Origin of the sequence: Clostridium sp. J1101437_171009_A5 (genome assembly GCF_015547905.1) — a bacterium.
GTDB lineage: Bacteria > Bacillota > Clostridia > Oscillospirales > Oscillospiraceae > Pseudoflavonifractor_A > Pseudoflavonifractor_A gallinarum.
On the sequence record NZ_JADMVY010000002.1, the window covers coordinates 225050 to 248182 of the forward strand.

Consider the following 23133-nt stretch of genomic DNA (forward strand, 5'->3'; position numbering starts at 1 on the left):
CCTATCAGGTGTCCCCGCCGATGTTGTCCCAGTAGGTGATCGTCTGCGGATACAGGATCTGAGGCTCCGAGAGATTGGCCATATAGGCGGTGTCATAGCAGACATTGGCCACATTGGGCGCAGACATGATGCGGGACATGGGGACCAGCTCGTCCATCTTGAGGAAGCGGTCGTTGTGTACATACACCACCATGCGGTCGGTGTTGGAGCCGCCGGCACCCTTGCACCAGCGGGTCGCGCCGATAAACAGCTTTCCGCCGTTCTTGACCGCCACGTTGTTCCGCATGACATAGTCAAAGATGGTCTCGGTGGCCAGTTCGGACACCTTGCGGGTCAGAATATCGGTGTATTCCTCATAGGGAAGCAGAATGTGGTTGGGCATGGCACCCAGGTCATATTCACCCTGGGCCCAGGTCTCCGTGATGGCCGTGTTGATATCCATGAGGATCTCGTCCGGGGTCTTGGTGGCCCAGTTGCCATTCCCCTCGGCCCCGTCCGCCACCGTGGATACCGTGGCATCGGGGTTATTGATGAGGCCGGTGGTCTCATATTCGGAGAGCCCCACATAGACGTTCTCGTCATTATGCTTGTCGTATGCCATGCGCACGCCGTCCTGGAGCAGCTGATCCAGGGAGCGTCCCACGAAGTTGGCCCGCTGCATGTCCTGGAACATGACGCGCAGGGCCACTGCAAACACGTGGGCCTTATAGACACCCTTATCCACGGACGCCTGGACCACGGGCAGTCCGTTGGAGCCGCCTGCCTGGACGGGGCCGCTTCCCGAGCCTCCGGTGATTCCGTAGGCCACCGACATGGCCGAGACATAATCGACCCAGCCTCCGCCGGTCTGGATGGGGATGTCACGGGGATAGGTGACAGAGGTCAGGGGCTTGCGGATCAGGGGGTCTCTCTTTTCCAGCTCGGAGACCAGAAAGGCCCCGCCGGAGGCCACACCTTCCGCATCCATGGTGGGGATGCCGCCGGCGGCCGGAGCGGCCCCGTGGAATCTCACGACACCGCCGTCAACGGTGCCCACATTGCGAAACTTTGCCATGGTCTATTTCCTCCTTCTCAGGCGTTGAGGCGGGTGAGGATCACCAGCTCGGCCACGCCGTTGGCATCCTTGGGGCCACCCCACTGTGCATTGGTCAGTTCGATGGTTTTATCAGAGTCTGCTTCGGCCTCAAACCCGCTCACCACTGCACCGGTATAGCTTTCGTTGTAGGTGATCCGGACGTATACCTTGCCGCCGACAGCGGGCTCTCCCCGCTGACATTTGACCTGGATCGAACCACGCTGGAACACGCTCACGGGCTCGCCGGGGGCATATGCGCCCTGACTCTGGTCCAGATAGGTCAGAGAACTCTTGAACTCCCGGCCAGCGACGCCCACAAACTCCGCGGCCGTGGCCGCCGCGCCCATGGGGACGACTGCCTTGCTGCCGTCATACTTCAGAGGGGTACCGAACGGGAAGGGCGCTTCGCCCCCTGCGGGGCGAGTGTTCACGATCATGTCGGGCTGCCGGGCATAGGATCCGGCGAAGCCGAAGGTCAGCGAATTGCCGATGACCTGGGGATTAAGTCCCATAGAAATCACTCCTTCTTTAATTGGATGCGAGGATGCCTGCGGTGCGCAGCGCGGCAAGCAGGCCGTTGAAATCTTGCTGTGTCGGTGCCGCTCCGATGTCGGGGATCGCCGGAGCCTGTTTTACTCCCCCGAGTGCTTCCGGCGTGGCGGCAGGCAGCGTGTAGGTCGGGCCGGCGGGAATAGGGCCGACGTAGGCGATGCGAAGCTCTGCCACGCCGTTTCCGTCCTTGGGGCCGTTCCACATGGCGTTTGGAAGGACTACGGAGTTCTCTCCGTCTGCCTCCGCCTCAAAGCCGCCAACCTCATACCCGCCGCTTTTGACCACACGGACGTAGACTGGTCCGTCCATGGCCGGGACGCCCTTCTGACAGTGAACACAGATCGTTCCGCGCTGGAACACGCTGACGGGGTCATTGGGCGCATATCGGCCTGTACTCTGGGCCAGATAACCGGTGGCGCTCTTCACCTCACGGCCGGCAACGCCGACAAACTGGGCGCCTGTGCTGCCGGAACCCATGGACCTTACCGCGCCGTCGGAGCCTCTTACCAGAGGTGTGCCAAACAGGATGTCCACACTCCCCTCAAGAGGAGCGGTGGTGACTACCATATCGGGCTGTCTGGAATAAGAACCAGCAAAGCCGAAGCTCATGACGCTGCCGATGGACTGTGGCCTGAGTCCCATCTCGATCACTCCTTCCCCTTGTGGGGATTGAGCGCGTCATAGTTGGCCTGCGACTCTGCACAGGCCTGCTCGTAGGTGGTCCGTTTGGACGCCTCGGCGGCCTTGATCGCGCTGTCCTGGGCTGCCTTGACGATGGTCTCCATGCCGCTGCCGCCGGAGAGGGTGGCGAGCAACGCGTCGACGACGCGGGCCCGCTGCTGGCGATCCTGGATGGAGGCCACGGCAGGACGGACACGCCGGAGAAGCTCGGCGGCCGCATCCTTGGACACAGGGGACATATCCTCCATTTCCTCAGCGGGAACCGTCACGGCGGCCTCGGGATCGTTCTCCTTCTTCCCGGCCAGCTTTTCGATCATATCGTCCAGATCGCCCTCATCGCGGAGAGTCTCCTCCTTGGGCATCAGCTTAGCCAGCAAGTCCAGAATGGCATCCAGCTTTTTGTCCATGGCGCTCTCTGCCGGCGGGGCGTCTTTTTCCGGGGAAGCTCCGGCTCCTGCGGGTTCTGCCTCCGGCGCAGGCGCAGTGCCTGCGGGTGCGGCATCCAGCGCGGTTGCGGCAGCCTCCACCATCGTGTCCAGCTCCTCGGGGCTGGCATCCCTGGCCGCCATGCCGAAGGCGGTCAGGATGTTTTTCCAAAAGTCTCTCATGCATTTCCTGCCTTTCTCCGCCTCTGGGGCGGCGTCTTTTATTGCAACATCGTGGCCCGCCCGTCCACGGGGGACGATGGCCACGTGATTGCCGCGGATCTGGGACTGCTTAAAGCCTGTCCCGACCGGCTCATAGTTGCAGAGGTACCCGCAGGAGACCTCCCGCTTGACGCCGTTCCTCACCTCAGAGGCAAGATTGGCGTCATTGATATAGAGGTCTGCCACGATGTACTCCCCTGCCCGGCGCACGTTCTGGACATGGCCCCGTACATACGCCGCGAAATTTTCCGGCCCTACATTTTCCGGAGGATGCCCGTCGGTCACGGGCTTCCCCTCAAAGCTGGCAAGCGTGGCCGCCTCAAAGACGTCCTCGGGGTTTCGTTCCACCGATACGATCCGGTCCGGATCGCCGTCTAGCATAAGCTCCCGGGCCAGATAGTCCTGCTGACCGGTCCGGGCGATGGGGACGTTCCGGCAGATCAGGTACCCTTCGGCCGTCTCGGTCTGATTGGGCGAGATATTGGTCCCGTAATAAGCCAGCGCCATCAGTCCACCCCCGATACCAACGCGGCATAGTCCACCGGCTTCCCGCTCTGGCGGGAGATCAGCTGCGCTACATGGGCGATGTGGTCGGTCTCGTCTGCCAGCAGTTCCAGCAGCACCGGGATATCCTCCTGCGGCGCAGCAGCCATCGCCGCCGCATAGGAACGGGTGGCCTCGATCTCATCCACCAGATTTTTTTCGAGGAGTTCCAGATAGGTCATTGTCATCACCTCACAGGGAAATAAAAAAAGAGCCGGCAGGATCTCTCCTGTCAGCTCCATTCAGCTCTTCCCGCCCACCATTTAGGGCGTGGGAACGATATTCAGCTTTTTGCGGGAAACGGTCTGGACCTTAATGGTCCCGTCCTTGTCCATCAGCAGCTCCACCCGCAAGCCGCGCTTCAAAGCGGCCTCGATGGCCCGGATCATCTGTTCTGTCATGCTCTGCCTCACTTCAAAATCCCCTGCTCCCTTAGCTGGCGCATGGACTCCTGATACTCTTGTTCCAGTTCCTCCCTGGTCGCCTTTCTTACGATATCGGCATCCGTGATACCGCAGACCATGGACCAATCCTTGGGGGAATGCCCGACATCCGCATCATAGCCGTTCGGCTCATAGACCTCCACAATCGTAACGATCTGCCCGTCCTTCAGGACAACGGATTCGTATTGCTGATACTTTGCCATGAAATCCCCTCCATGCAGGCAACCATTCCATCCGATCTTTAATCCGGCAATTCCACGATGGAAATGATTTCGTTCTCATACAGCTCGGTGTCCCCGATGGAAATACTGGCTGGATTTGGCTCGTTGTCCAGAGCAGATGTGTAGTCATAGGCTTTGCCTTCAAAGATCTGCCCATCATCGGTCACAATGCGGACTCGTTTCCCACAGGCCTCATACAGTTTCATTCTTCTATCTCCTTCGCCGGCACGATATGCACACCGTTTTTTCCGTAATGAATTGCGAAGCGGCGTGTCTGGAGCTCCTCGCCGGTATCCTGGTTCACATACACACCGATAGGATCGGGAGCAGTCACGAACTCCTTCTTTACCCATCGGCCCTTTTTGTCAAATTTAGGGGCGCCCGCTCCGCTGTACCGCTCAACCAGCGCCTGCGCGTCATCCATACTGCCGTACAGGTAGCTTTTCCCCTTCACATATCCTTTGCCCATTCGGATGTGCTTGGCCTGATGGCCTGGATTTAGGCTCAGATTCAGCTCGCCGCGCATCTGTTTTTGTTTGATTATATCATAATTCCGGGTGGATTTGATATATTCCTGCGTCCAATTTTTAAATATATCGTCCCCCTGCCGTTTGTGCCGCAGGAAGGTCTCAAAGCGCTTGGGCGCCCGGTCTCCCAGTGTTATCCGGTAACGCTCCCACTGCCGGTAATCCGCAAGCCATTTGGCGCGGGCCCGTTCCTTCTTCCGGTATGCCTCGATCTGCTTCGTGCTCCGGGGGTCCACCGTGAATGGATTCTTCTTCGGATCGGAGAAGTCCTCGATCTTCCGGATCTCTTCGGGGGAGCGTCCGGCGGGCGTCCACGGGAGGATGACGTGCAGACAGTTCGGATGGATGTTCAGATAGGTGTTTGCCAGACTGTCTGGCCCGCTCGGATCGATTTTTCCGAAGGCGGAGGCCAGGGGCGGAAAGACGGGATGCGTGCCGCTTCTGGAATAGACCCGCCCCTCATAGGGGGCGCAGAGCTTGCAGGTGGTCCCGTGACTGCTGATCTGATAGAGATCGTGTTCCGGGTCAGCGGTCAGGACCGCAAGGATCTCCGCTTGTCTGGATGTGGTGCGCGTGGCCATGGAGCAGTAGGTGTGGAGGCTCCACTTCCGGCCTGCCTGATCCATGAATGCGGTCACGCCCTCCCGGCGGATCGCCTCCACGAATCCGGGGACACTGCGGTTTACCCCTCTTCCGGCGGCCTGCATGGCGGTCACCTGCTCCAGGCCGATGCGCCGGAAGAGGTCCGGCTCTGTCCGGCCCAGGATGACGCGCTGGAGGGTGGATAGAGCGGTCCCGGCCGCGTCGGTGATCTCCCCCATGAGCTGCATGGTCAGACGGTCCACGATCGCGGTCTGTTCCCCGGTCAGGGCCGCCGCATTCTCATAGCCTGCCGTGTGCTTTTCCACGCTCTCCAGGATCTTGCGCGCCTCGGGCACCCGCACATAGAACTGCTTTTCGATCATCCTCGGGACGTATTCCCAGCAGTCTGATTCCATCTTCTGCAGGATGGTTTGCACCCGCTCCAGTGCGGCCACCGCGTGGTAATCGACCAGCCCCCTCGACCGCAGCCGTCCGATCTCCTGGATGATGTCGGTCTCCGCCTTGAGGTAGATGGATATCAGTTTTTTCAGCTCCTGCTCATTCGGCGCTCGTTCCAGTGTCGGCATGCGTCAGTTCCTCTCCATACCCCAGGCCCAGCAGGGGGTCCCGCAGCGCAGTGACATCCTGATAGGTCCTCCCCTTGTTGGCGGCGATGGCCTCGTCGGTGATGCTGTCGAACATGGCCGTATCGTCGGCCAGCTTCTTGAGCTCCTTCTGCGCGGTGGGCACATCCATGAGCCCGGCCTGGAACACGGAGACGATGCTCTCGGATTTGGCCTTGGCGATGTCGGCAGTCTCTTTTGCGCTTGGGGTCCAGAGCGGCGGGAAGATGATCTCCAGTCCGCTGGGGATGGCGCCCCAAGCGGAGAGTGCCATGATGGGGAGCAGCTTTTCCAGCGCCGGGCGCAGCTTGTTCTCCCGCAGGGTATCCACATAGTCGTAGTAGTTGCGCAGATCGCTCTCTCCCGTGGCGTTCATGCCGGCCGGAGACCGCCCAAACAACTTGGTCATGGGATAGTGGGACGCGCCGCACAGATTGAGACACATGGCCTCATAGACTTTGTCGGTGCCCTCGAACTTGTACTGCGTGTTGGTCACCTGGTCCCCCTTGTTGACAAGCTGAAAGCCGAAATTCGAGCGCATAACGCTCTGTGCCTGCATGACTCTCCAGAATCGCTCCTGCTGCTTTACGCTGCCCAGGGCGAAGAGCTGCTCCAGGTTCTGCACTTCCATGGTGTCAATGTTGGCCCGGAAGGTCAGCGCAGCGATGTTGGCGCTCACGTTATCGTGGGCCACCACGTCCTTGTAGATGGCTTCCACCTCGCTCTCGCCCCAGTACATCTCGGCCACCCGCTCCAGGTATGGGAGCTCACGGCCGGTGAAGCGGACGATTCTGGAGTGATGGACCCGGGCCACCATGTGCCCCTCCGCGTTATTGATCTGATAAAACTCCGGGAGACCGAAGTCCGGATCATGGATCTCCATCACCAGTCCCATGTCCGGCGTGATACCGCTCCAGCGGTCGAGTATGTACAGCCCGGCAAAGCTGCCCGGCATGATGGTACCGAGATCCAGGGGCGTGTCCAGCATCCCCTCGTGTCCTCGGATGAGGATCAGTCCGGCCGCACCTCCGTACAGGCGGCCCCACTTGAGCCCTTCGGACAGCCGTTCCCGCATCCGGGTGGTGCGCTCCAGTCGGGAGAGCTCGTCCAAATAGTCCGGAGACAGGCTTCCTCCCAGGGTGTACCACTCCCGGAGCATATCGTCGACCATGAGACCGATCACATTCTGTACCACCCAGTTGTCCCGGTAAAGGGAATTGAGCAGAGCATAGTTGTCGGTCATACGGGTCAAGGGGTATTCCGTTGCCTCCATAGGAGACTGGGAGCCGTGCCCAAGCCGGAAAAGAGGGTTAGAAAACGCGTCCGCAACGCTGACCAATTGGCCATTCGTCTGTCTTCCTTTGGGTGTATTTTTGTTCCGTCTGGACACTTATTCAAACCTCCATTCTGGCAGAGAATTGCAGAAATAGCGCAGCGCGTCCGGCCCGTGGTCCCGCTCCTTCAGCGGCTTGTCCTCTCCGTGCCGGCACGCCTTTTCATCCCAGAGATAGGTGCCCATCTCCCCCAGCAGCGGCTTGCAGCGCTGGCGATGGATCAGCAGTTTGCGCCGCCGGATCAGGGTGGCCGTCCGGCGGATGCCGTCCAGTACGGTATTGTCCGCCGGAATCACATAGATCCCCCTGTGACGTAGAGCGGCGATGAAGCTGGCCGCCGACGGGTCTACGATCACGGCGCAGACATCGTTTCCCATGAAGTCCTGGAGATCATCCGCATACTCCTCGTCGGTCTTCTGCCGGCCTCCGTTCTCCCGGTCCCGGCTGTCCCAGCGGTATTCCCGCTCGACATAGACCGTCCCGTCATGGTCGTAAACATCCAGGAATACGGTGGGGTTGGTGGTCCCATAGTCGCAGGTGATGGTACGTGTCCCGCTGAAGCGGAGGGACGGCGGCCCCTCCTCGTATGTGTTGGCGTCCGGGTGGAACATATCGTAGACCAGCCCTTCCGACATTACCCAGCGTCCCATCACAAAGCGCTCGTAGAATACGCCGCTGTACATGGTGCGATACCGCGCCCGGGTCTCTTCGTCCAGCGCAGGGTTGTCGTCCATCGTGAAGTGGAGATGCAGGGCACGGTGCTGCTCGGCTTTGAGTATCCACTCTTTCCGGAACCAGTGTTCCGGCCCTTCCGGGTTGCAGTTGAACCACAGCTTTGCCCCGCGGACGGAGCAGCGGGCCAGGGCCTGCTCCACAAATGAGCGCGGCATCAGAGCCACCTCATCCAGCAGCACTCCCGCCAGCGTGACGCCCTGAATCAGAGCTGCGGAAGACTCATCCTTTCCACCAAAGAGATAGATCAGATTTTCTACCTTTCCGCGGCGGATGGTAATGACGTGTCCCGCTCGGTTGTATTTCACCGCAAAGTGTTCCTGCAGGTACCGGACGGCCAGGAGCGGGGTCACGATATTTCGCTCCACTGCCCCAACCGATTTCCCACAGAAGGCGAATGCGCAGCCATTGAAGTTGGCCATGGCCCACAGGAAGAACGAGAGCGACATGACGGAGGTTTTTCCGGACCGCACGGCCCCGTCGCAGATCAGCGCCTCATAGCCGCTGTATGGAAACCGGAGGATCTGCCGCTGCTTCTCAGAGAAGCCCATCGCTCCGCTCCTCCTTCAGAGCCTTGGTAATGGGATCGTCCTCGACACGCATTCGATCCGCCTGGCTGTCCCGCTCAAATGCCCCGATCGGCTTGCCCAGGAGCTCCAGCGCCTTGAGGGCACCCTTTGAGTCGATCACATATTCACCCGACTCCACCCACTCACGGGTGTCCGGATCGTACTTCATCACCGGCTTTTCGTTCATGCATTTCCGGTAGACATCCATGGCGTGGAGCCTAATGCGCTCCGGGCTCAGCCCCAGCTGACGGCACAATTCAATCGCGCGCGCACGCATGTACGCGGAGACCTTAGCCGATCTTAGCAGCTTGCTGGCCTGCACAGCTGCAGAGGCGTTCCCATTTCCGGGGGTGTAACCTGCCCGGATGGCCGCTTGGGTCCCGTTGCCGTCCTTCTCGTACTCCTCCACGAAGAGCCGCTCCCTCCTGGTCAGGGTGCGCTCCAGTTCTTCCAGAGTCATCTCCTCATAGTTCACACCTCACGCCTCCCCTCCTGCCTGCAAATGTTCAGGTTGAGCATACCACACCCCGGAGGCAAGTTGCCCAATATATTGGGCACGTCAAAAATTTTTTGACCGTCCCAGCAGGTAGTCGGTGGAGACGCCGAAGTGATCCGCCAGCAGGCACAGCGTGGCCGCCGATGGGTCCGCCTCCCCCCGCTCATAGACGGCGATCATGTTCTTGCTCAGCCCGCACAGCTCGGACAGCGTCCGGCGGCTCATCCGCCTGGCCTCCCGGAGCCTGCGCAGGCGTGTGGGAAATCCCTCATTCATCCTGTCTGCCACCTGCCTTTCTCCCCTTGTGGGACTGTTCCGCCCGCTCCCTGGGCATGATGTAACGTATGTAGGCCGCCGAGAATCCGCTCTCGGCGCTCTCATGCAGTTCCCGCTCCACGATCCTGGCCTCCTTGGGCACTCGCACAGAACCTGCCTGCTGCACTGGGACCGGCGTGGAGTAGACCGGCCTCTTTACCCCCTTCTTGGCGGAGCTCCAGCACTGCTCCCCCCGTCCATATCCGGCATTGCGCACCATGTACCGGGCTACGGCGGTATAGTCCCCACTGTCATCCAGATGCCGACAGGAGAACTCATCGGCGGGCCAGTTGGCGGCGATGAGCTCCCAGTCCATGGCGTTGAGCACCACATGGTGGTGCAGGCGCACGGGGTCTCCTGTCTTTGAGGAGCGGTCTGCTGTGACCAGCGCCCAGATCAGCGTCTTGCCGTGCTTCTTCCGGTAGGCCCTGGCCAGACGTCGGATGAAGTTCTTGGCGATGCGCTTTGCCTCCGCCCGATCCGCCGGGAGACGTCCGTCGGAATATTTCAGCGTGAGGAAGAGATCCCCGCCCCGGTAGTTGCAATTCAGAAACCGGGCCAGGGCAAGCACGCTCTCCCGCTCGTTCCGCTCTACCTGCTTGATGGTCGATTTTCCCTTGCGGCCTCCCCTTGGCTTGCGGGTCCTGGTGACCTCCATGAGCACATCCCGTTTTTCCACCACCCGGCCGGATATGATTTTGTACCGCATGAGCTGCTTCACTGCCTTTCCTCCTGCTCCGCTCTCTGTTCTTTCTTCTGTGGCTCTGGTGCGATAATTAGCGGTCTAAGGGCCCCGCATAAGAACGCGCGTATCCTTATATATAAAGAGTGCCGGCTCTCTGACCGCGCCCCCGGCGAGTGCCCGGGGCGTCATCACAGAGTCGGATGCCCGGAGAGGGCTTGTCCCCCTCTCCGGGCTGTTCCGTAATTTCCTTTTTCTGGATTATCAAAATAATTACCATCCTTGACTTCTCTGCAATTTTTGTTATGATGCAGATAAGAAAGGGGGAGATCGCTATGACACGGATGGAACTGGAGGCGGAACGCGCCAGGCTGCGCCAGCAAATCATCAGCCTGACCTCCATCACCCTCGGTCCCGATATGGCGCCCGTCCGTGCGATGGCGCACGATTCTCCCTGCCGCGCCTTTCTTAACCATCTGGAGGAGCAGCTGGAGGAGAAGAAGGCCCGCCTGCGGGAGCTGGACGAGCAGATCGAGCGGTCCTCCTCCCCCACCGCCCGTTTTCGGGAGAACAGCCTGAATTGTCTCGGGATCATCTGGTTCATCGCGGCCTTCCTGCTGATCGTATGCCTCCTTGCCGGTACGATGCTGGATGATCTCTCGTCCAGAGCGCTGGGCGTGTGTTCGCTCCTCATGTTCCTCTGGGCCCTGTGGGCCACCTTCTCCCGGGATCCGTGATCTCTGCCGCCCCATCAGGGGGCGGCTTTTTGTTTGGTCACGGACATGTCATCCCCGAAAGCCGTTCCATGGCCTTTCGGATGATCGCGCAGCTGTCTGAGTGCCTGGAGCAAGCCGTCCATCGTGTCCAGCGTCATGTCATTTTCCTCCATTACAAGGCTTTGGGAATGGTCTCCAATGGGTCACCACTGGGCAGCCAATTGTGGGGAGTTCGACCCAATGGCCATCTTCTGTGCGCGCTCGTCCAGTCTTTTCCGTTCCGTCACTGAATCGAACAGAGACAATTACATAGTCAGACTCTCTTTGACACAGACCTTCAATACCTTCACGCCACTTTTCCAGACCAATCAGCTTTTTAAATATGCTGTCGCGCTCAGGTGGCAAACGTTCCTCTACACTTATCCACTTACTGTCCTCCACCATATTCCGCAGACGGTCAATGTCGTATTCTTCTCCAATCAATTTCGATATGACAGACTTCATTTGACTTTCTGTCAAACCTCCATCTCCGTCTTCGTACTCACACTTGGCACATGTATCTAATTCACAAAAATCCTTTTTCCCAAAACAGAAAAACCGATCCATCAGCTTTCCTCCTCTCCCTCCAGCGGGCAGCTTCCTGGTGGCTCCGGCAGCGGCATCCAATAAGTTACTTCCGGGCTTTCCCATTCCGGATATTCATTTACTACCCACCCCTCACCTTGGAAATAACCAGCCGTCATGATCGCTCTATGTAAGGTTATATTTTCATGTGGCTTCCCAGAAACGATTACCAGCACAGCTTCTCCATCTTTATTATCTTCCGGAAGTCTATCCTCGACGCTCACCCACGCCTCCCGGTCGATGTGGGCTGGATGGTGTGAGTAGAACTTTACTCCTTCCATTTTTTCTGCATACATCGAGATAAGGCTAGGTGTCAGAATATGTCCGCGAACACAAAGGCACCAGTATCCGCCCCATCCTTCAATCGTTTTATTTTCGACTTCGGCCCACACAGGAGTTGGCTTCTCCATCCCCATCAGCTGTTCCAGTGGCAATGGAACCATATCGGTGGCTTCACCGATATGGCAGGCCCGCACCGCCTCCAGGCAGATCTCCAGGATGTCGATCTGCTCCTGCCAATGAGGCTGCATATCGCATCCGTTGATGTCCGGTGCAAGTCGCAGCGACCGAAGCTCCTGGGTCAGCCAGCGGATGGCCTCCTCTTTTCGGTTCAGATCTCCCATGTTCGTTTTCCCTCCATCCTCCATCTGAGGTATGCGGCGATCCGCCACGGAGCCGGACGGCGGCACAGGTACACAAAAAACTCCCACAGCTCCCGGTCCCTCTGTTCCAGCTCTTTCAGCGCCTTTCTGGCGCGCTTGCACTGTCTTTGACTCATATGCGATTCCTCCATTTCTCCAGGGTGTCCCTGGCCTGCTCCAGAGAACTGAACGTCTGGGTCTGTGTCATCCCCGGTTCTTCCAGGCGCATCTGGATCACCATCGCCGCCGGCTTCCAGACGGCCGGCGCACGGCATACCTGGATGAAAAGCTCCACGCCGCCCAGAAAAACCAACCTCTCTTCGATTGGCGCGCAGCTCCGGAACGCCAGGGAGACACGCTCCCATATCCGCTCATTCATGCGTGTCCTCCGGCTTCGGCTCCTCACGCAGCTTGTCGGCCAGAGCCTCCATGGCGCGGGCGAGCTTGTCGGCGGTCTCCGCCTGTCCGTTGCCACGCATGGAGCGGATGATCTCCCACATCTCCTCTGCCATCTGCTGTGCCTGTCGGAAGTAGACCTGGAAGGATGCCACTTCCCCGCTGCTGGCCACCTGGATCTGCTTTTTCGCCTGGGCCAGCTGCTCCTCGGCCCGCTCCCGGGCGGCGCGGGCCTCTTCCAGCTCCTTCTCCTGCCGCTGTTTCAACGCTTCCAGCGCGCCCTTGGCCTTGGCGGCCTTCTCCCGGGCCCGGTCTTTTTCCGCCTCCGCTTTGCGGATGCGCTCCTCCAGCTCCCGCTCGGCTTCTGCCCTGGCCTGCTCCGCGGCGGCACGGACAGCATCCTCATCCACCACCTTCTCCACGGCCACATCTACCGGGCTGGCACGCAGCTCCTCCAGCTCCGCACGCAGGCGGCTGACCTCCTCGCCGGCGGAGGCCGCCGCCTCTTCGGTCTTTCTGCGCTGCTCTTCCAGCTTTAGGCGGTATCCCTCCGCCTGGTTCTCCGCGGTGCGCTGGGCCTCCCGAGCAGCCCCCACCTCACGGCCCATTCCGGAAAGCCGCTCGTTGGCCAGGCGGATGTCCTCCTCGGATTTCTTCCGGGCAGCCTCTGCGGCCTGCACATCCTCCCGGGCCTGAGCCAGCTCCTTGAGGGCCGTCTGGAGCTCCCGGGTGGACATGCCCTCCACGTCGTTTTCAGAAAGAAAACTCTCACGCTCCTCATCCGGTAAAACCAGCAGGGCCAGGGCCTTGGTGTAGCTCAAATTGCCAAGCGCTTGGGATTTTGCTACCGGTCCGAAGAGGGATTGCTGCTCCGCCCCGTAGGCCTCAAAGATCCGCATGAAATTGTTCGCGGTGCTGGACTTGTATCCCAGTCGGTCCCGCAGGTAGTCCCCCCACTGCCCATGGGGCAGCATGGCCTTGACCTCCACCAGCCTCCGTCCGATCTCGATGGCATATCCAAGCGCCATCTGCTGTGCCTGCTTGTGGAGGGCCTTGATCTCCACGGTGACCAGTTCCACTGTCCGCTCGGGCGCCGGCTCCAGGGCCATCCCGGCATCCGCCGCCAGGCAGCGGGCCTCAAAATCACGATCTTCCATCGTATATCCTCCTATGCGATCTGATCCGCGGGCGCAGCCGCACCGGCGGGCAGGATGGGCGCGCCGCCCTTGTCGCGTTTACTTCCGTTTTTTACCCATGAGAGCCACGGGTCCAGGATCGCAGCATATCTTACCTTTGGATCCTCCTGCTCCGGATTCTCCGGGCAGCTTTCCCGTTCGTTGCGGTATCCATGGATCTGCTGCAAATGGTTCCCGTGCATCTCGATGGTAACAAGAGGCCTCATTGGATGACGCTTATCACGCAGAAAGAGGATCGTAAGCTTCCCCTGCGCATGGCGGGCGGCATAGCCTCCTACACAGTGTTGGAGTGCCTTCCCCTCTTCCACGATCTCACTGACGGAGTATGGAGGCCGGATCAGATAGCCCGCATACTCAAATCGGTACTTCTGCATCAAGCGCTTTACCAGGCCCCGGGCTTCTTTGTTTGCCTGCTTTGCTTCCAGGATGCCTCTTGCCTCGGTTGCCCTGTCGTGGGCATCCTTCAGAGACTTCGGGCGCTGTACATTGTGTACGGTCAGGTCATAACGAAGGAACTCTGCGGCCTCCAGGTAGTCCCGCCACTCCTCCCATACCGCAATGGCTCCACGCCGCTGCCAGTCTGCATCTTGCTTTTTCAAATAGTTCACAGCCTGTCCCACGTTCAGATCCAGACGGATACACCAACGGATGAGCTTTCCTAGCTCTGCACTTCCGACACACAGGCGCAGATCCTCCAGCTGCCGGAAGGTACATTCTTTTCCGGCGGTGCGCAGACTTTTATAAAGTCGGAGCAGCTCCAGCCGTCCTTCTACCGCCTGAAACTCTTTCAGCTCTGCCTTATCCAGTCCAAATCCCTTTCTTGGGTCTGTCTGTGTCCAGTCGATGCCTTTTCCGCTTCTCTTTCGGATCACCAGATCCAGCACAGCCTCTCGGAACCCCATCTTGACCATCATTTCCAGTTGGGGACGACGCGTCGCGGCCCCCAGATAGCGCATGAGCGCCGTGTGTATGTAGCCGTCCATCCATACCTTGTGCCCTTCCCGCTCAAACTGCTCGTATCCGCAATATCGGAGAAAGGAATCCTTCAGGCGATCCAGGCCCACCGCATGATATCCTCCGGCCATATAGGCCCAATACCCGTATCCATCCGGAAACGGCTCATAAATACTCCGGGTCTCGATCCAACTCTCATCCAGGACTTTTCCGCCCGGTGATAGTCCCAACCCGGTCCAATCATGCTGGATCTTCCACTGTTGTGCTTTTCCGGGCGTGAAGCGATAACACATTTTCGGCATGACCTCCAGTTCCGGGCACAGCCCATCCCGGTAGTCCTTCCGCACATAGGCCGCCTCGGCCCATACGGTTTCGCTGTCTGTGTGGAATAGGATCGCCTTACACCACTCCACCAGATTCTTTCTGCTTTTTGCGATACCAATATTTTTTAAAATTGCCCGTGCGCCGCACTTGGGACAGTTCACTGCCCCGTTGTGCCGCGTCCCCATAAAGCTCTGCCATTCCGGTGTCATGAGACGTGGAAGTGACTCGATAATGTACCGCTCTCCGCAGTGTGTGCAGGTACAGCTACGATCTCCATTCCGGCCTGTTCTGTAAAAAACATAGGGTTGGAAGAGCGCATTGAGTCGTTTGATGTCCTCCCCCGTCACGACCGGGAATCCGTTCGGATATTCCTTGCCCATACTCCTGCGCCTCCTTACAGAAAATCGGTCAGGTCTAGAAGCACGCCGGTCTTACGGGGAGGCTTGTCCATTTGCACTGGTACGGGATTTGGCTCCGCATCCCCGCGTACAGATGCGCACAGATCGATCGTCATCTGGCAGCGGATATCTGCACCCGGGAAATAGAACTGCACGGCTTTCTGATAGAGCTTCAGATCGCTGATACAGGTTCCGACTCCTTTCATGGCTGCGGCGCAGCAATCGCTCAGCGTTCCGTCTGCCTGGACCACGGCCTGGGCAAACTCCGCATCCTGTCTGACAAATCTCGTCAGGGCCTCCGCGACCTCATCCTTGACGGCTTGTTCTTTTCTTCCGCCCTTGAATCGTGTCTTCTCCTCTGCGATTTTCCGCACAGCCTCATCAATCCTGTCCATATCACACCATTCCTTTCTTTTTCCCGTTGGGCTCCAGGCCCAGGCGCTTCCGGCGGCCGGCGATGGTTGAGCGGGAGAGCCCCATTTCCCGGGAAATCTGTCCGTCGCTCTTTCCCTCGGCGTAGAGCCGCAGGAAGGTCTCCCGCCGCTCCTGCGCGCTCTCCCGGCTCTTCTGCTTGAGGGCGCACAGGGGATGCCGCTTATCGCACCCGCCGGGCACCTTGCAGTCAAAGCACCGCTTGTCCGGCGGCGCATAGTGGTGACGCTCCCGCTCCACGGGGCCCTCAGAGGGTGCGCCGTCCCACGGCCTTGTGGCGCCGCCGCCGATCCAGACGCCCTTCCCCTGCTTTGAGGAAAACAATTTCATCGCTTCCACGTCCTTTCCAGGAAATATGGTTGCGCCGCCGGACACCTCTGTGATAGGATAGGTGTATCCGGCGGCGTCTGCGCTGCTGGTCTCTGCCGCCCCCTGCGTTGTGTTTGACCGCACCGAACGCAGGGGGCTGTTTTTGTCCTCATCGCCGCATCCCCGCACGGCGGTCCCTGGTCTGGATATCCGCCATCTGGCGGCGGGTAAACTCCTCCGCCGCCCGGCAGTCCCGGCACAGACCCGGCTCCGCGGTGCGCTTTCCGCACCGGCGGCAGGTGGGCTCCAGGGCCCGGCCGCATTTCCGGACGCTCATGCCGCCCACGATGTACTTCCAGTTCTCCTTCTGGCCCCACCTCTCGGCGGCCAGCAACGTGGCCGAGTCCGGCCCGATGGTCTGGACAGTGACCACGCCGAACTCCGGGTGGCTCACCTCATAGTTATAGAGTCGCTCTTTTGCGGCCACCTCCATCACCTCCACACATAAAGTCCCATGGTGGCCAGGACGGTCAGGAGCAGCAGCCCCCCAATACAGGCATACACCTTCCGGCGCAGGCGGGCGGCCCGGCGGCGCTGCCGGTTGCGGCTGCGGTACTTCCCCGCAGCTTCCCGCCGCTCCCGCTCGGCAGCTGCGTCCCGCTGGATGACGCTCCACTCGGTGTCCAGGATGCAGGGCTCAAACATCCTCCTCACCTCCTAGGCAGTCCGGAGCGGGTAGGACGATGAGTCCTCCGTCCTCCAGACGCAGATCCGCCACCCGCATATCCATGGCCAGGGATCGGATCACCGCATCCGGCGCGGTGTGCAGGAGGATGCTGGGGATAAAATCCCCGTCCTCGGTCTCCTCGGTGACGGCCAGCTCCATGGGGCCGTGCTCCAGGGACAGGTCCATCAGGTCGGCCACGATGGCCTTGGTTGTCTTACTGTACATGGTGTTTCTCTCCTTCTTATGTAGTAGGCTCTGCGGCAAATTCCGGGAAAACCTCCTCCAGCGGGGGAAGCGGCTCGGCCGGGCGGTATACCCGCTCTCCGGCAAAGGCCGCGTTGAGGCCCTGGACGTTGATCATGGTACTGACCCAGCGCTTCTGCTCCTGGTTGAGTTCGTCCATGTCGTAATACCGGCCCTTGATGTTGACAAATGCCTGAGAGTTGAAGGTCCAGCCCTCCGGCGTGGTCAGAACTACCATAGTATCACCTCATCTTCACGCTATGCCGCCTCCAGCCCGTCCTATTCTGGCCTTGACAGCGGCGCTCTGGTTCGTCATAATGAGGGTGGAAACAGGGCCTGATTTTCCCGTTCCACCCATGCCCCGCTCCGTGTTGCCGCACGGGGCGGGGCGTTTTTGTCGGTCCGGATGCTCCTCTATTGCAAGATCCGTCTTGGTTTGATAGAATCGCTTCAAAAGGAGGCTCTGCGATGAATATACCGGAATTTGATATGTTGGTTTTAGCTGATATCGCCGATTGCAAAGATGGATGGTCTCGGGAAGAACTGGTGTCGAAACACGGCTTTGAGATTTTGAAAACCGTGGACTTTCTGCTGGAAAACCAGCTCATAAAGGAGCACAAATCCAACCTTGCCCCGTTCTTTCCTCCTGGGTCAGACTACACCGACCCACCGGTTGATAACCTTGTGGCTACCGATTTGGGCCGGATAGAGGTCAAGCGATGGAAAACCGTGCGCATCCTCTCCAAACGCGAACGCTGGAAAGAGCGGATTTCCGGCTTTGTTTCCGGCGTCCTGGTGACGGTTGTCGGTGGCCTTATACTATCGTGGCTTTCACGATGACAAGACCGACCAGACAGCCAACCGCAAACCAGAACAGTCCGCGCCAGCCATACAGAGGGTCACGCTCCACCGTTATCATCCCCTTTCGGAACTCCGCTCTGAGTTGCCACATAAAGAGTTCCATCCTAGAATCACAAAGGACATATAGCGGAACACCTTTTCACAGATTTTTGGATTTCTTGTCAACTTGTGCTTTGCAATCACAAGAGCCAAATCTTCTCCGAGCGCCTTAAACTCATCGGGGCCAATCGCCTCATCCAGTTCTTTTCCCAGCTCCGATTTTGCCGAAGCCTCAAGCATCCCACTCTCAAAGTATCCCGAACGACTGATCGGGTCCTGTACCTCCTCAAGCCGGTCGGCTATCTCACACATAGCCACCGACAATTCCGGCAGATTACTCGGCTTGCTTTCAGAAACCTCGGCCAGCAGTTCCTGCTGCTTGCCGAGGATTTCTTTTATCTGCGTCTGATCCATCTCCCTCACCCCCCTTCTGTACCCCGCTCCGTGTTGCCGCACGGGGCGGGGTTTTAGCTGGCCTTCGGTTCATCCTCTTTCTGCGCCGTGATGGTCATTCCAGACTCCCTCCACGCTCTGTCAATTTTTTCTACTTTCATACAGGTCTCCCTTCTTGTGGTGCCGCTCCCGACGTGATAGGATATAGGTACAGAAAGGAGGTGTGCATATGGACGAAATCACGATTTCCGTGAAGGAGCTTTACGAGATCGCCAAACAGATGCTGGACGACAAAATGGACTGGGTCACGGTCTCGATCCTGGACGCCGACGGCACAGGGGAAAATGCCCTTCCCCCAAGCCTTTCCTTTGAAGCGTTTACTGACGATGCTCCCTACGAAGGTATTGTCTATGATGACATCGACGCCGCTTCTCCCTGACCCTTTCCCCCGCCCGCTCACTGTGGGCGGGGGCTTTTTACGATCTCATAGGACAGCGGCGCTGTTCCCTCCTGCTTCCGGATGCGCGCCGCCCGCCGCAGCATGGCCATGATGCTGGCCAGCTCCTCCGGCGTGACTCTCCCGCTCACTTCCACCTTGATGTGGTCCGGGTGCATCCTGCTGGTCCTGATCTCCCGGATATGGACAGTCTCTTCCATCTGGGTTTCCTCCTCTCCTACTCCGCCCTTCTGGGCGGGGGTTTTAGCTGGCGTTGTCGGACTTGTCTCTCCCCTTTTGCCGTGATAAACTAAGGCGGAAAGGGGGTGAAACTAAAACTATGCTTGAACTTACAAAAGAGCAATGCCTTGAACTTGAAAAGCGGGTCCGCGAAAACTTAAAAGGTTCATTCGATGGCCCATACCCAGAACTCCAGGAAGCTATTGCTCAGATGGCGGTTACTGCTGTCATCACTACCATGCGCGAGTATGAGAAGATGAAATTGGAAAATCAGAAAACATCTCTTTAACTCGCTTATCTACGATTTCCTCAATCGCCTCCCGGTCTTGTCCACCGGGAGGTGATAGTTTTTCCAGCGCCGCAGCTATCCGCTCTGTACTGTCCACTATGGAGGCCAGAGATTTGGCAATTCTGTCCTCACACAATCTTTCCACTTGCGTCACCCCCTTTTCTGCTCCCGCTCCGTGTTGCCGCACGGGGCGGGGGTTTTAGCTGGCTGAGCGCATGGCGACTGCCATAGCGGCTGCGCCCTGCACAACGAGAAGATAGCGCTCCTGCTGCTCCTCATTCAGTGTCTTGACGGCTTCCGAGATGGTCTGCATGATCTTGCGCTCTTTTTCGGTCATCTGGTTCACCTCCGTTTCCTGGATATAAACTATCATATCTTAGAAACGTTGTCAATATCTTTTTATTTCTCAGAAATGTTTTTCGTTGACACCATTCTTTTTTTGTGATTAAATAGGTTCTAGATGGGAGGTGAGTAACACGGCTGATATAAATAGGAGAATAGCGATGTGCGTAGATAAAAGTGGATTGACCAAAACCGCTTTTGCCGAGAGAATTAATGTATCTCAGTCTTTTATTTCTAATCTTTGCAACGGCACAAAAACTCCCAGTGACCGCACGATCGCTGATATTTGCAGAGAATTTAATGTCTCTGAGCACTGGCTCCGCACCGGCGATGGCCCTATGTATGTGGAGATGACCCGGAGCGATGAGATTGCCGCCTTTATGGGCGATGTGCTCAGCTCCAGCAAACCTGATTTCCGGCAGACACTTATTTCTGTGCTCACACAGCTCGATGAGCACGAGTGGGAAGCCCTCGAAAGTATTACCATGAAGTTCATGGATACTTTGCAAAAAGAAAAGACCGGCCCATAATGGACCGGTCTGGAGGTATGTGCTATTTGATGATGCCGAGGACAAAATAATAGATGTTTTTGAGCTTGCTTTCGTCAGCATATTGGAGCAGGCGAACGATAGATTGCATCAACTCATCTTTTGGCGTCATATGGACAGCCCCTCCCCTTTTTTCCGCAATGCGAAATGATTCTTGTTTCATTATAGAACATCAGTTCGTATTCTGTCAATTAATTTTGGAGAGAGGATGTATCACTATGTTTTGTCCTAAGTGCGGAAAGGACGCAGGTAATGCGAAGTTTTGCCCGGAATGCGGAACAGCTATTCAGAAATTGGGAGAGAGCATGAATCCTACTCCCGAACCGTCACCTGTTTCGAGTAACTTGGGCCATAGCAGGAAAGTTGTGCGTCGCAAAAATTCCAAAAATGGCGGTATTTTAAAAATCATTATTGCATTTTGTGTTGTTGTGGGTGTGTTCTATGCGATAATTGCACCAACCAGTATGCAAACTTATGAAAGTATTGACAATGCGCAAAGTGCAAAGAGCGAAAAAATCGTTGAGTATATGGATGGCTACCTAAAGAGCCAAGGATACTTCCCTCAGCAGGCTACCGCTGATTGGATTGGTTATACACACTTTAAAGACCAGTATACGAAAGAAGAATATGAGGAAATGGCGCTCGGCGGTTATTACTCGTATACTGCAACCCTTCCGTCTGGTGAGATGGTGCTTGGAAATATTCGAACCTATTGGGAAGAGGGCGAAGAGCCCGTAATCGTTAATTTAAGCATTGAAACCCTTACAAGTGAAACCTCAATCGTTGAATATAGCGACGAAAAAATACTCGAGTGCTGGACAATATATCAAGAGAAGTGTCCAGACGAAAAATAGTAATTGTACGTTTCTTAAATAGAAGGGCAGGTCTATTCGCGGAAAGAATATATCTGCCCTTTTCCCATATCGTATATGAAAGAGGAGGTCTTACTATGCCGCTCCCCAAAGAATCTCATTATACTCTGGCCGATGTACTGAGCTGGGAGGAGCCGGACCGTGTCGAGCTCATCGATGGCGCGCCGGTGATGATGGCGCCGCCCAGTCGGGCCCACCAGGAGATCCTGACCGAGCTCACCCGGCAGCTGGCCAACTACCTGGAAGGCAAGCAGTGCCGGGTCTATCCGGCCCCCTTTGCCGTGCGCATCTTTGAGCGACCCGGCGACCGGCCGGAGGATGTCCGCACTCTGGTCGAGCCCGACATCTCCGTGGTCTGCGACCGCGACAAGCTGGATGAGGTGGGCTGCAAGGGCGCGCCCGATCTGATCATAGAGATCCTCTCCCCCTCCAGCCTGCGGCACGACCGCCTGACCAAGTACAACCTGTACCAGCGCGCCGGCGTGCGGGAATACTGGATCGTGGACCCCTCCGCCCGGAGCATCCAGTCCTTCGTGCTGGAAAGCGGCCACTACACCGCCAAGGATCTGGGCACCCCCGGGGATGTGCTGAAGGTCCACGTGCTGGACGGCTGCTTTATCGACTTGTCCAAGGTCTTTCCGGAGGCGGGGGTATGAGCGGCCGGAACTATCAGATCGCCGCGGCCTATATCCGGGTCTCCACGGAGGACCAGGCCGAATACTCCCCGGACGCCCAGCTGGTCGAGATCCGGAAATATGCCGCGGTCCACGGCTATATCATCCCCAACGAATTTGTCTTTCTGGACGAGGGCATCAGCGGCAAGCACACAGGCAAGCGCCAGGCCTTTCAGCAGATGATCGGCCTGGCCAAGACCAAACCCAAGCCCTTTGACGCGGTGCTCCTCTGGAAGTTCTCCCGCTTCGCCCGCAACCGGGAGGACAGCATCGTCTACAAGTCCATGCTCCGCCGGCAGCTGGGCATCGAGGTCATCTCCATCAGCGAACCCCTCACCGACGACAAGACCAGCATCCTCATGGAGGCCATCATCGAGGCCATGGATGAGTATTATTCCATCAATCTGGCCGAGGAGGTCAAGCGCGGCATGACGGAGAAGGCCCGCCGGGGCGGGCTCCAGAGTACGCCCCCCTTCGGTTACCGGGTGGAGCACAATGTCCTGGTCCCGGTCCCCGAGGAGGCCGCGCTGGTGCAGTCGATCTTCCAGCGCTTCCGGGATGGAGAGGGCCTGTTCCCCCTGGCCAAGTGGCTCAATTCCCTGGGGGCCAAAACCCACCGGGGCGGCCGTTTCGAGAACCGCACGGTGGAGTACATCCTCCGCAACCCGGCCTACATCGGAAAGCTGCGGTGGAATCCCACCGGACGGACCCGCCGGGATTTTACCAACGAGAACATCATCCTCTCGGACGCCCAGCACGAGCCGCTCATCTCACAGGAGCTGTGGGACGCCGTGCAGGCCCGGATGGCCCAGGTCAAAGCGCAGCACAAATACCACGGCCGGCCCCTGTCCGAGAACCGGGACTGGGTGACCGGGCTGGTCCGATGCGCCTCCTGCGGCACCACGCTCATTTTCTCCAAGCCCCATTATTGGAAGTGCAACAACTATGTCCGGGGCGGCTGCAAGACCTCTCAGCACATCTCAGACGAAAAGCTGAAGGGCATGATCCTCTCCCGGATGCGGTACGACGCGGAAGGGGCCGCTCCCCTGTCCTATTCCATTGTCCGGTCCCGGCCGGAGCAGATCGACGAGGCCGCCATGCTCCAGGAACAGCAGAAGCAGCTCACCGCCAAGCTGGCCCGCCTGCGGGAGGCCTACCTTGCCGGCGTGGAGGATCTGTCCAGCTACGGCGCCGCCAAGGCCGCGCTGGAGGAACAGGCCACCCATATTTCCAAGCGTTTGGAAGAATTGGACCGGCCGGAAGACCCCCAAAAAGCGGAGGCAATTCTGCGGAAGAACATCCAGCAGTGCATCGCGGTCCTGACCGATCCCAAGTCCACGCTGGACGCCAAGAAGAAGGCGGTCCATGACGCGGTGGAGAAATGCGTGTTCGATAAGGCGTCCAACTGCATCCAGATCTACTATCGTATTTTTTTAGCTTGAATAATAGTCTATTGT

At 58.3% G+C, this 23133-nt stretch carries 39 protein-coding genes; 8 read left to right on the top strand and 31 right to left on the bottom strand.

What is annotated here, in order from left to right; translation table 11 throughout:
• Positions 1 to 4: 4 nt before the first annotated feature.
• The 14 genes from I2C21_RS04570 to I2C21_RS04635 form a co-directional block, all read right to left on the bottom strand.
• Positions 5 to 1054, bottom strand: coding sequence for a DUF2184 domain-containing protein (locus tag I2C21_RS04570; RefSeq protein ID WP_195278633.1), 1050 nt, complete (start codon positions 1052 to 1054; stop codon positions 5 to 7).
• Between the two features lie 17 nt (positions 1055 to 1071).
• Positions 1072 to 1587 carry a structural cement protein Gp24 gene (locus tag I2C21_RS04575; RefSeq protein WP_186963857.1) on the bottom strand — a complete coding sequence of 172 codons (516 nt, stop codon included), beginning with the start codon at positions 1585 to 1587 and terminating at the stop codon, positions 1072 to 1074.
• Positions 1588 to 1603: 16 nt separating this feature from the next.
• Positions 1604 to 2269: a structural cement protein Gp24 gene (locus tag I2C21_RS04580; protein WP_195278634.1), complete on the bottom strand. Its 666-nt coding sequence runs from the start codon at positions 2267 to 2269 to the stop codon at positions 1604 to 1606.
• Positions 2270 to 2274: 5 nt separating this feature from the next.
• Positions 2275 to 3462: a DUF2213 domain-containing protein gene (locus I2C21_RS04585; RefSeq protein WP_195278635.1), complete on the bottom strand. Its 1188-nt coding sequence runs from the start codon at positions 3460 to 3462 to the stop codon at positions 2275 to 2277.
• Positions 3462 to 3680, bottom strand: coding sequence for a hypothetical protein (locus I2C21_RS04590; protein WP_195278636.1), 219 nt, complete (start codon positions 3678 to 3680; stop codon positions 3462 to 3464). The genes I2C21_RS04585 and I2C21_RS04590 overlap by 1 nt, the downstream gene beginning before the upstream one ends.
• Before the next feature lie 81 nt (positions 3681 to 3761).
• Positions 3762 to 3899, bottom strand: a complete 138-nt coding sequence (locus I2C21_RS04595) for a hypothetical protein (RefSeq protein WP_186963861.1) — start codon at positions 3897 to 3899, stop codon at positions 3762 to 3764.
• An 8-nt stretch (positions 3900 to 3907) separates the two neighbouring features.
• Entirely contained in the window at positions 3908 to 4144 is a 237-nt protein-coding gene (locus I2C21_RS04600) for a hypothetical protein (RefSeq protein ID WP_195278637.1), read from the bottom strand.
• A gap of 38 nt (positions 4145 to 4182) precedes the next feature.
• Entirely contained in the window at positions 4183 to 4368 is a 186-nt protein-coding gene (locus tag I2C21_RS04605; protein ID WP_186963863.1) for a hypothetical protein, read from the bottom strand.
• The gene (locus I2C21_RS04610) at positions 4365 to 5858 is read right to left on the bottom strand and encodes a phage minor capsid protein (RefSeq protein WP_195278638.1); all 1494 of its coding nucleotides are present in this window, start codon (positions 5856 to 5858) and stop codon (positions 4365 to 4367) included. Before I2C21_RS04610 ends, I2C21_RS04605 begins: the two co-directional genes overlap by 4 nt.
• Positions 5830 to 7284, bottom strand: a complete 1455-nt coding sequence (locus tag I2C21_RS04615; RefSeq protein ID WP_195278639.1) for a phage portal protein — start codon at positions 7282 to 7284, stop codon at positions 5830 to 5832. The genes I2C21_RS04610 and I2C21_RS04615 overlap by 29 nt, the downstream gene beginning before the upstream one ends.
• Positions 7285 to 8511: a PBSX family phage terminase large subunit gene (locus tag I2C21_RS04620; RefSeq protein WP_195278640.1), complete on the bottom strand. Its 1227-nt coding sequence runs from the start codon at positions 8509 to 8511 to the stop codon at positions 7285 to 7287.
• Positions 8498 to 9004: a terminase small subunit gene (locus I2C21_RS04625; RefSeq protein ID WP_195278641.1), complete on the bottom strand. Its 507-nt coding sequence runs from the start codon at positions 9002 to 9004 to the stop codon at positions 8498 to 8500. The genes I2C21_RS04620 and I2C21_RS04625 overlap by 14 nt, the downstream gene beginning before the upstream one ends.
• An 84-nt stretch (positions 9005 to 9088) precedes the next feature.
• Positions 9089 to 9301 carry a helix-turn-helix domain-containing protein gene (locus I2C21_RS04630; protein WP_186963868.1) on the bottom strand — a complete coding sequence of 71 codons (213 nt, stop codon included), beginning with the start codon at positions 9299 to 9301 and terminating at the stop codon, positions 9089 to 9091.
• On the bottom strand, positions 9294 to 10061 hold the full coding sequence (locus I2C21_RS04635; RefSeq protein WP_195278642.1) for a hypothetical protein: 768 nt from the start codon (positions 10059 to 10061) through the stop codon (positions 9294 to 9296). The genes I2C21_RS04630 and I2C21_RS04635 overlap by 8 nt, the downstream gene beginning before the upstream one ends.
• Positions 10062 to 10357: 296 nt before the next feature.
• Between I2C21_RS04635 and I2C21_RS04640 the strand changes: the two genes are divergently transcribed.
• Positions 10358 to 10759, top strand: coding sequence for a hypothetical protein (locus I2C21_RS04640; RefSeq protein WP_193536716.1), 402 nt, complete (start codon positions 10358 to 10360; stop codon positions 10757 to 10759).
• Between the two features lie 14 nt (positions 10760 to 10773).
• On the opposite strand, the gene I2C21_RS17500 is transcribed toward I2C21_RS04640, so the two are convergent.
• The 13 genes from I2C21_RS17500 to I2C21_RS04700 form a co-directional block, all read right to left on the bottom strand.
• Complete coding sequence (locus tag I2C21_RS17500; RefSeq protein ID WP_268960687.1) at positions 10774 to 10896, bottom strand: hypothetical protein; 123 nt, start codon at positions 10894 to 10896, stop codon at positions 10774 to 10776.
• Between the two features lies 1 nt (position 10897).
• Positions 10898 to 11344, bottom strand: a complete 447-nt coding sequence (locus tag I2C21_RS04645; protein ID WP_195278643.1) for a DUF551 domain-containing protein — start codon at positions 11342 to 11344, stop codon at positions 10898 to 10900.
• A complete protein-coding gene (locus tag I2C21_RS04650; RefSeq protein ID WP_195278644.1) occupies positions 11344 to 11985 on the bottom strand; it encodes a DUF551 domain-containing protein in 642 nt (213 codons plus the stop codon). Before I2C21_RS04650 ends, I2C21_RS04645 begins: the two co-directional genes overlap by 1 nt.
• A complete protein-coding gene (locus I2C21_RS04655) occupies positions 11973 to 12140 on the bottom strand; it encodes a hypothetical protein (protein ID WP_195278645.1) in 168 nt (55 codons plus the stop codon). Before I2C21_RS04655 ends, I2C21_RS04650 begins: the two co-directional genes overlap by 13 nt.
• Positions 12137 to 12382: a hypothetical protein gene (locus I2C21_RS04660; RefSeq protein WP_195278646.1), complete on the bottom strand. Its 246-nt coding sequence runs from the start codon at positions 12380 to 12382 to the stop codon at positions 12137 to 12139. Before I2C21_RS04660 ends, I2C21_RS04655 begins: the two co-directional genes overlap by 4 nt.
• Positions 12375 to 13556, bottom strand: a complete 1182-nt coding sequence (locus I2C21_RS04665; protein WP_195278647.1) for a DUF3102 domain-containing protein — start codon at positions 13554 to 13556, stop codon at positions 12375 to 12377. Before I2C21_RS04665 ends, I2C21_RS04660 begins: the two co-directional genes overlap by 8 nt.
• 11 nt (positions 13557 to 13567) lie before the next feature.
• Positions 13568 to 15082 carry a PcfJ domain-containing protein gene (locus I2C21_RS04670; RefSeq protein WP_195278648.1) on the bottom strand — a complete coding sequence of 505 codons (1515 nt, stop codon included), beginning with the start codon at positions 15080 to 15082 and terminating at the stop codon, positions 13568 to 13570.
• Between the two features lie 185 nt (positions 15083 to 15267).
• Complete coding sequence (locus I2C21_RS04675) at positions 15268 to 15666, bottom strand: hypothetical protein (protein WP_195278649.1); 399 nt, start codon at positions 15664 to 15666, stop codon at positions 15268 to 15270.
• A 1-nt stretch (position 15667) separates the two neighbouring features.
• A complete protein-coding gene (locus I2C21_RS04680) occupies positions 15668 to 16033 on the bottom strand; it encodes a helix-turn-helix transcriptional regulator (RefSeq protein WP_195278650.1) in 366 nt (121 codons plus the stop codon).
• A 148-nt stretch (positions 16034 to 16181) separates the two neighbouring features.
• Complete coding sequence (locus I2C21_RS04685) at positions 16182 to 16499, bottom strand: hypothetical protein (RefSeq protein WP_186963878.1); 318 nt, start codon at positions 16497 to 16499, stop codon at positions 16182 to 16184.
• 5 nt (positions 16500 to 16504) lie between these two features.
• The gene (locus tag I2C21_RS04690) at positions 16505 to 16717 is read right to left on the bottom strand and encodes a hypothetical protein (protein WP_193536698.1); all 213 of its coding nucleotides are present in this window, start codon (positions 16715 to 16717) and stop codon (positions 16505 to 16507) included.
• Positions 16710 to 16964, bottom strand: a complete 255-nt coding sequence (locus tag I2C21_RS04695; protein ID WP_193536696.1) for a hypothetical protein — start codon at positions 16962 to 16964, stop codon at positions 16710 to 16712. Before I2C21_RS04695 ends, I2C21_RS04690 begins: the two co-directional genes overlap by 8 nt.
• 16 nt (positions 16965 to 16980) lie before the next feature.
• Entirely contained in the window at positions 16981 to 17220 is a 240-nt protein-coding gene (locus I2C21_RS04700) for a hypothetical protein (RefSeq protein ID WP_193536694.1), read from the bottom strand.
• 230 nt (positions 17221 to 17450) lie between these two features.
• Between I2C21_RS04700 and I2C21_RS04705 the strand changes: the two genes are divergently transcribed.
• Positions 17451 to 17822 carry a hypothetical protein gene (locus I2C21_RS04705; protein WP_193536691.1) on the top strand — a complete coding sequence of 124 codons (372 nt, stop codon included), beginning with the start codon at positions 17451 to 17453 and terminating at the stop codon, positions 17820 to 17822.
• Between the two features lie 75 nt (positions 17823 to 17897).
• Here I2C21_RS04705 and I2C21_RS04710 read toward each other — a convergent pair whose 3' ends face one another.
• Positions 17898 to 18296, bottom strand: a complete 399-nt coding sequence (locus I2C21_RS04710; protein ID WP_195278651.1) for a hypothetical protein — start codon at positions 18294 to 18296, stop codon at positions 17898 to 17900.
• A gap of 208 nt (positions 18297 to 18504) precedes the next feature.
• Between I2C21_RS04710 and I2C21_RS04715 the strand changes: the two genes are divergently transcribed.
• Complete coding sequence (locus tag I2C21_RS04715; RefSeq protein ID WP_186963883.1) at positions 18505 to 18714, top strand: hypothetical protein; 210 nt, start codon at positions 18505 to 18507, stop codon at positions 18712 to 18714.
• Positions 18715 to 18731: 17 nt separating this feature from the next.
• Here the strand turns inward: I2C21_RS04715 and I2C21_RS04720 are convergent, their stop codons facing one another.
• The gene (locus I2C21_RS04720; RefSeq protein ID WP_195278652.1) at positions 18732 to 18932 is read right to left on the bottom strand and encodes a hypothetical protein; all 201 of its coding nucleotides are present in this window, start codon (positions 18930 to 18932) and stop codon (positions 18732 to 18734) included.
• A gap of 119 nt (positions 18933 to 19051) precedes the next feature.
• On the opposite strand from I2C21_RS04720, the gene I2C21_RS04725 reads away from it, so the two are divergent.
• On the top strand, positions 19052 to 19240 hold the full coding sequence (locus I2C21_RS04725; RefSeq protein WP_195278653.1) for a hypothetical protein: 189 nt from the start codon (positions 19052 to 19054) through the stop codon (positions 19238 to 19240).
• Positions 19241 to 19439: 199 nt separating this feature from the next.
• On the opposite strand, the gene I2C21_RS04730 is transcribed toward I2C21_RS04725, so the two are convergent.
• Positions 19440 to 19613 carry a hypothetical protein gene (locus tag I2C21_RS04730; protein ID WP_195278654.1) on the bottom strand — a complete coding sequence of 58 codons (174 nt, stop codon included), beginning with the start codon at positions 19611 to 19613 and terminating at the stop codon, positions 19440 to 19442.
• Between the two features lie 130 nt (positions 19614 to 19743).
• On the opposite strand from I2C21_RS04730, the gene I2C21_RS04735 reads away from it, so the two are divergent.
• A complete protein-coding gene (locus tag I2C21_RS04735) occupies positions 19744 to 20112 on the top strand; it encodes a helix-turn-helix domain-containing protein (RefSeq protein ID WP_195278655.1) in 369 nt (122 codons plus the stop codon).
• Positions 20113 to 20134: 22 nt separating this feature from the next.
• On the opposite strand, the gene I2C21_RS17430 is transcribed toward I2C21_RS04735, so the two are convergent.
• A complete protein-coding gene (locus I2C21_RS17430) occupies positions 20135 to 20293 on the bottom strand; it encodes a hypothetical protein (RefSeq protein WP_207730582.1) in 159 nt (52 codons plus the stop codon).
• 55 nt (positions 20294 to 20348) lie between these two features.
• On the opposite strand from I2C21_RS17430, the gene I2C21_RS04740 reads away from it, so the two are divergent.
• From I2C21_RS04740 to I2C21_RS04750, 3 genes are all read left to right on the top strand, one after another.
• Entirely contained in the window at positions 20349 to 20984 is a 636-nt protein-coding gene (locus I2C21_RS04740) for a zinc ribbon domain-containing protein (RefSeq protein WP_195278656.1), read from the top strand.
• 95 nt (positions 20985 to 21079) lie between these two features.
• Entirely contained in the window at positions 21080 to 21658 is a 579-nt protein-coding gene (locus I2C21_RS04745) for a Uma2 family endonuclease (protein ID WP_195278657.1), read from the top strand.
• Entirely contained in the window at positions 21655 to 23118 is a 1464-nt protein-coding gene (locus I2C21_RS04750; protein ID WP_195278658.1) for a recombinase family protein, read from the top strand. Before I2C21_RS04745 ends, I2C21_RS04750 begins: the two co-directional genes overlap by 4 nt.
• The last annotated feature ends 15 nt before the right edge of the window (positions 23119 to 23133 follow it).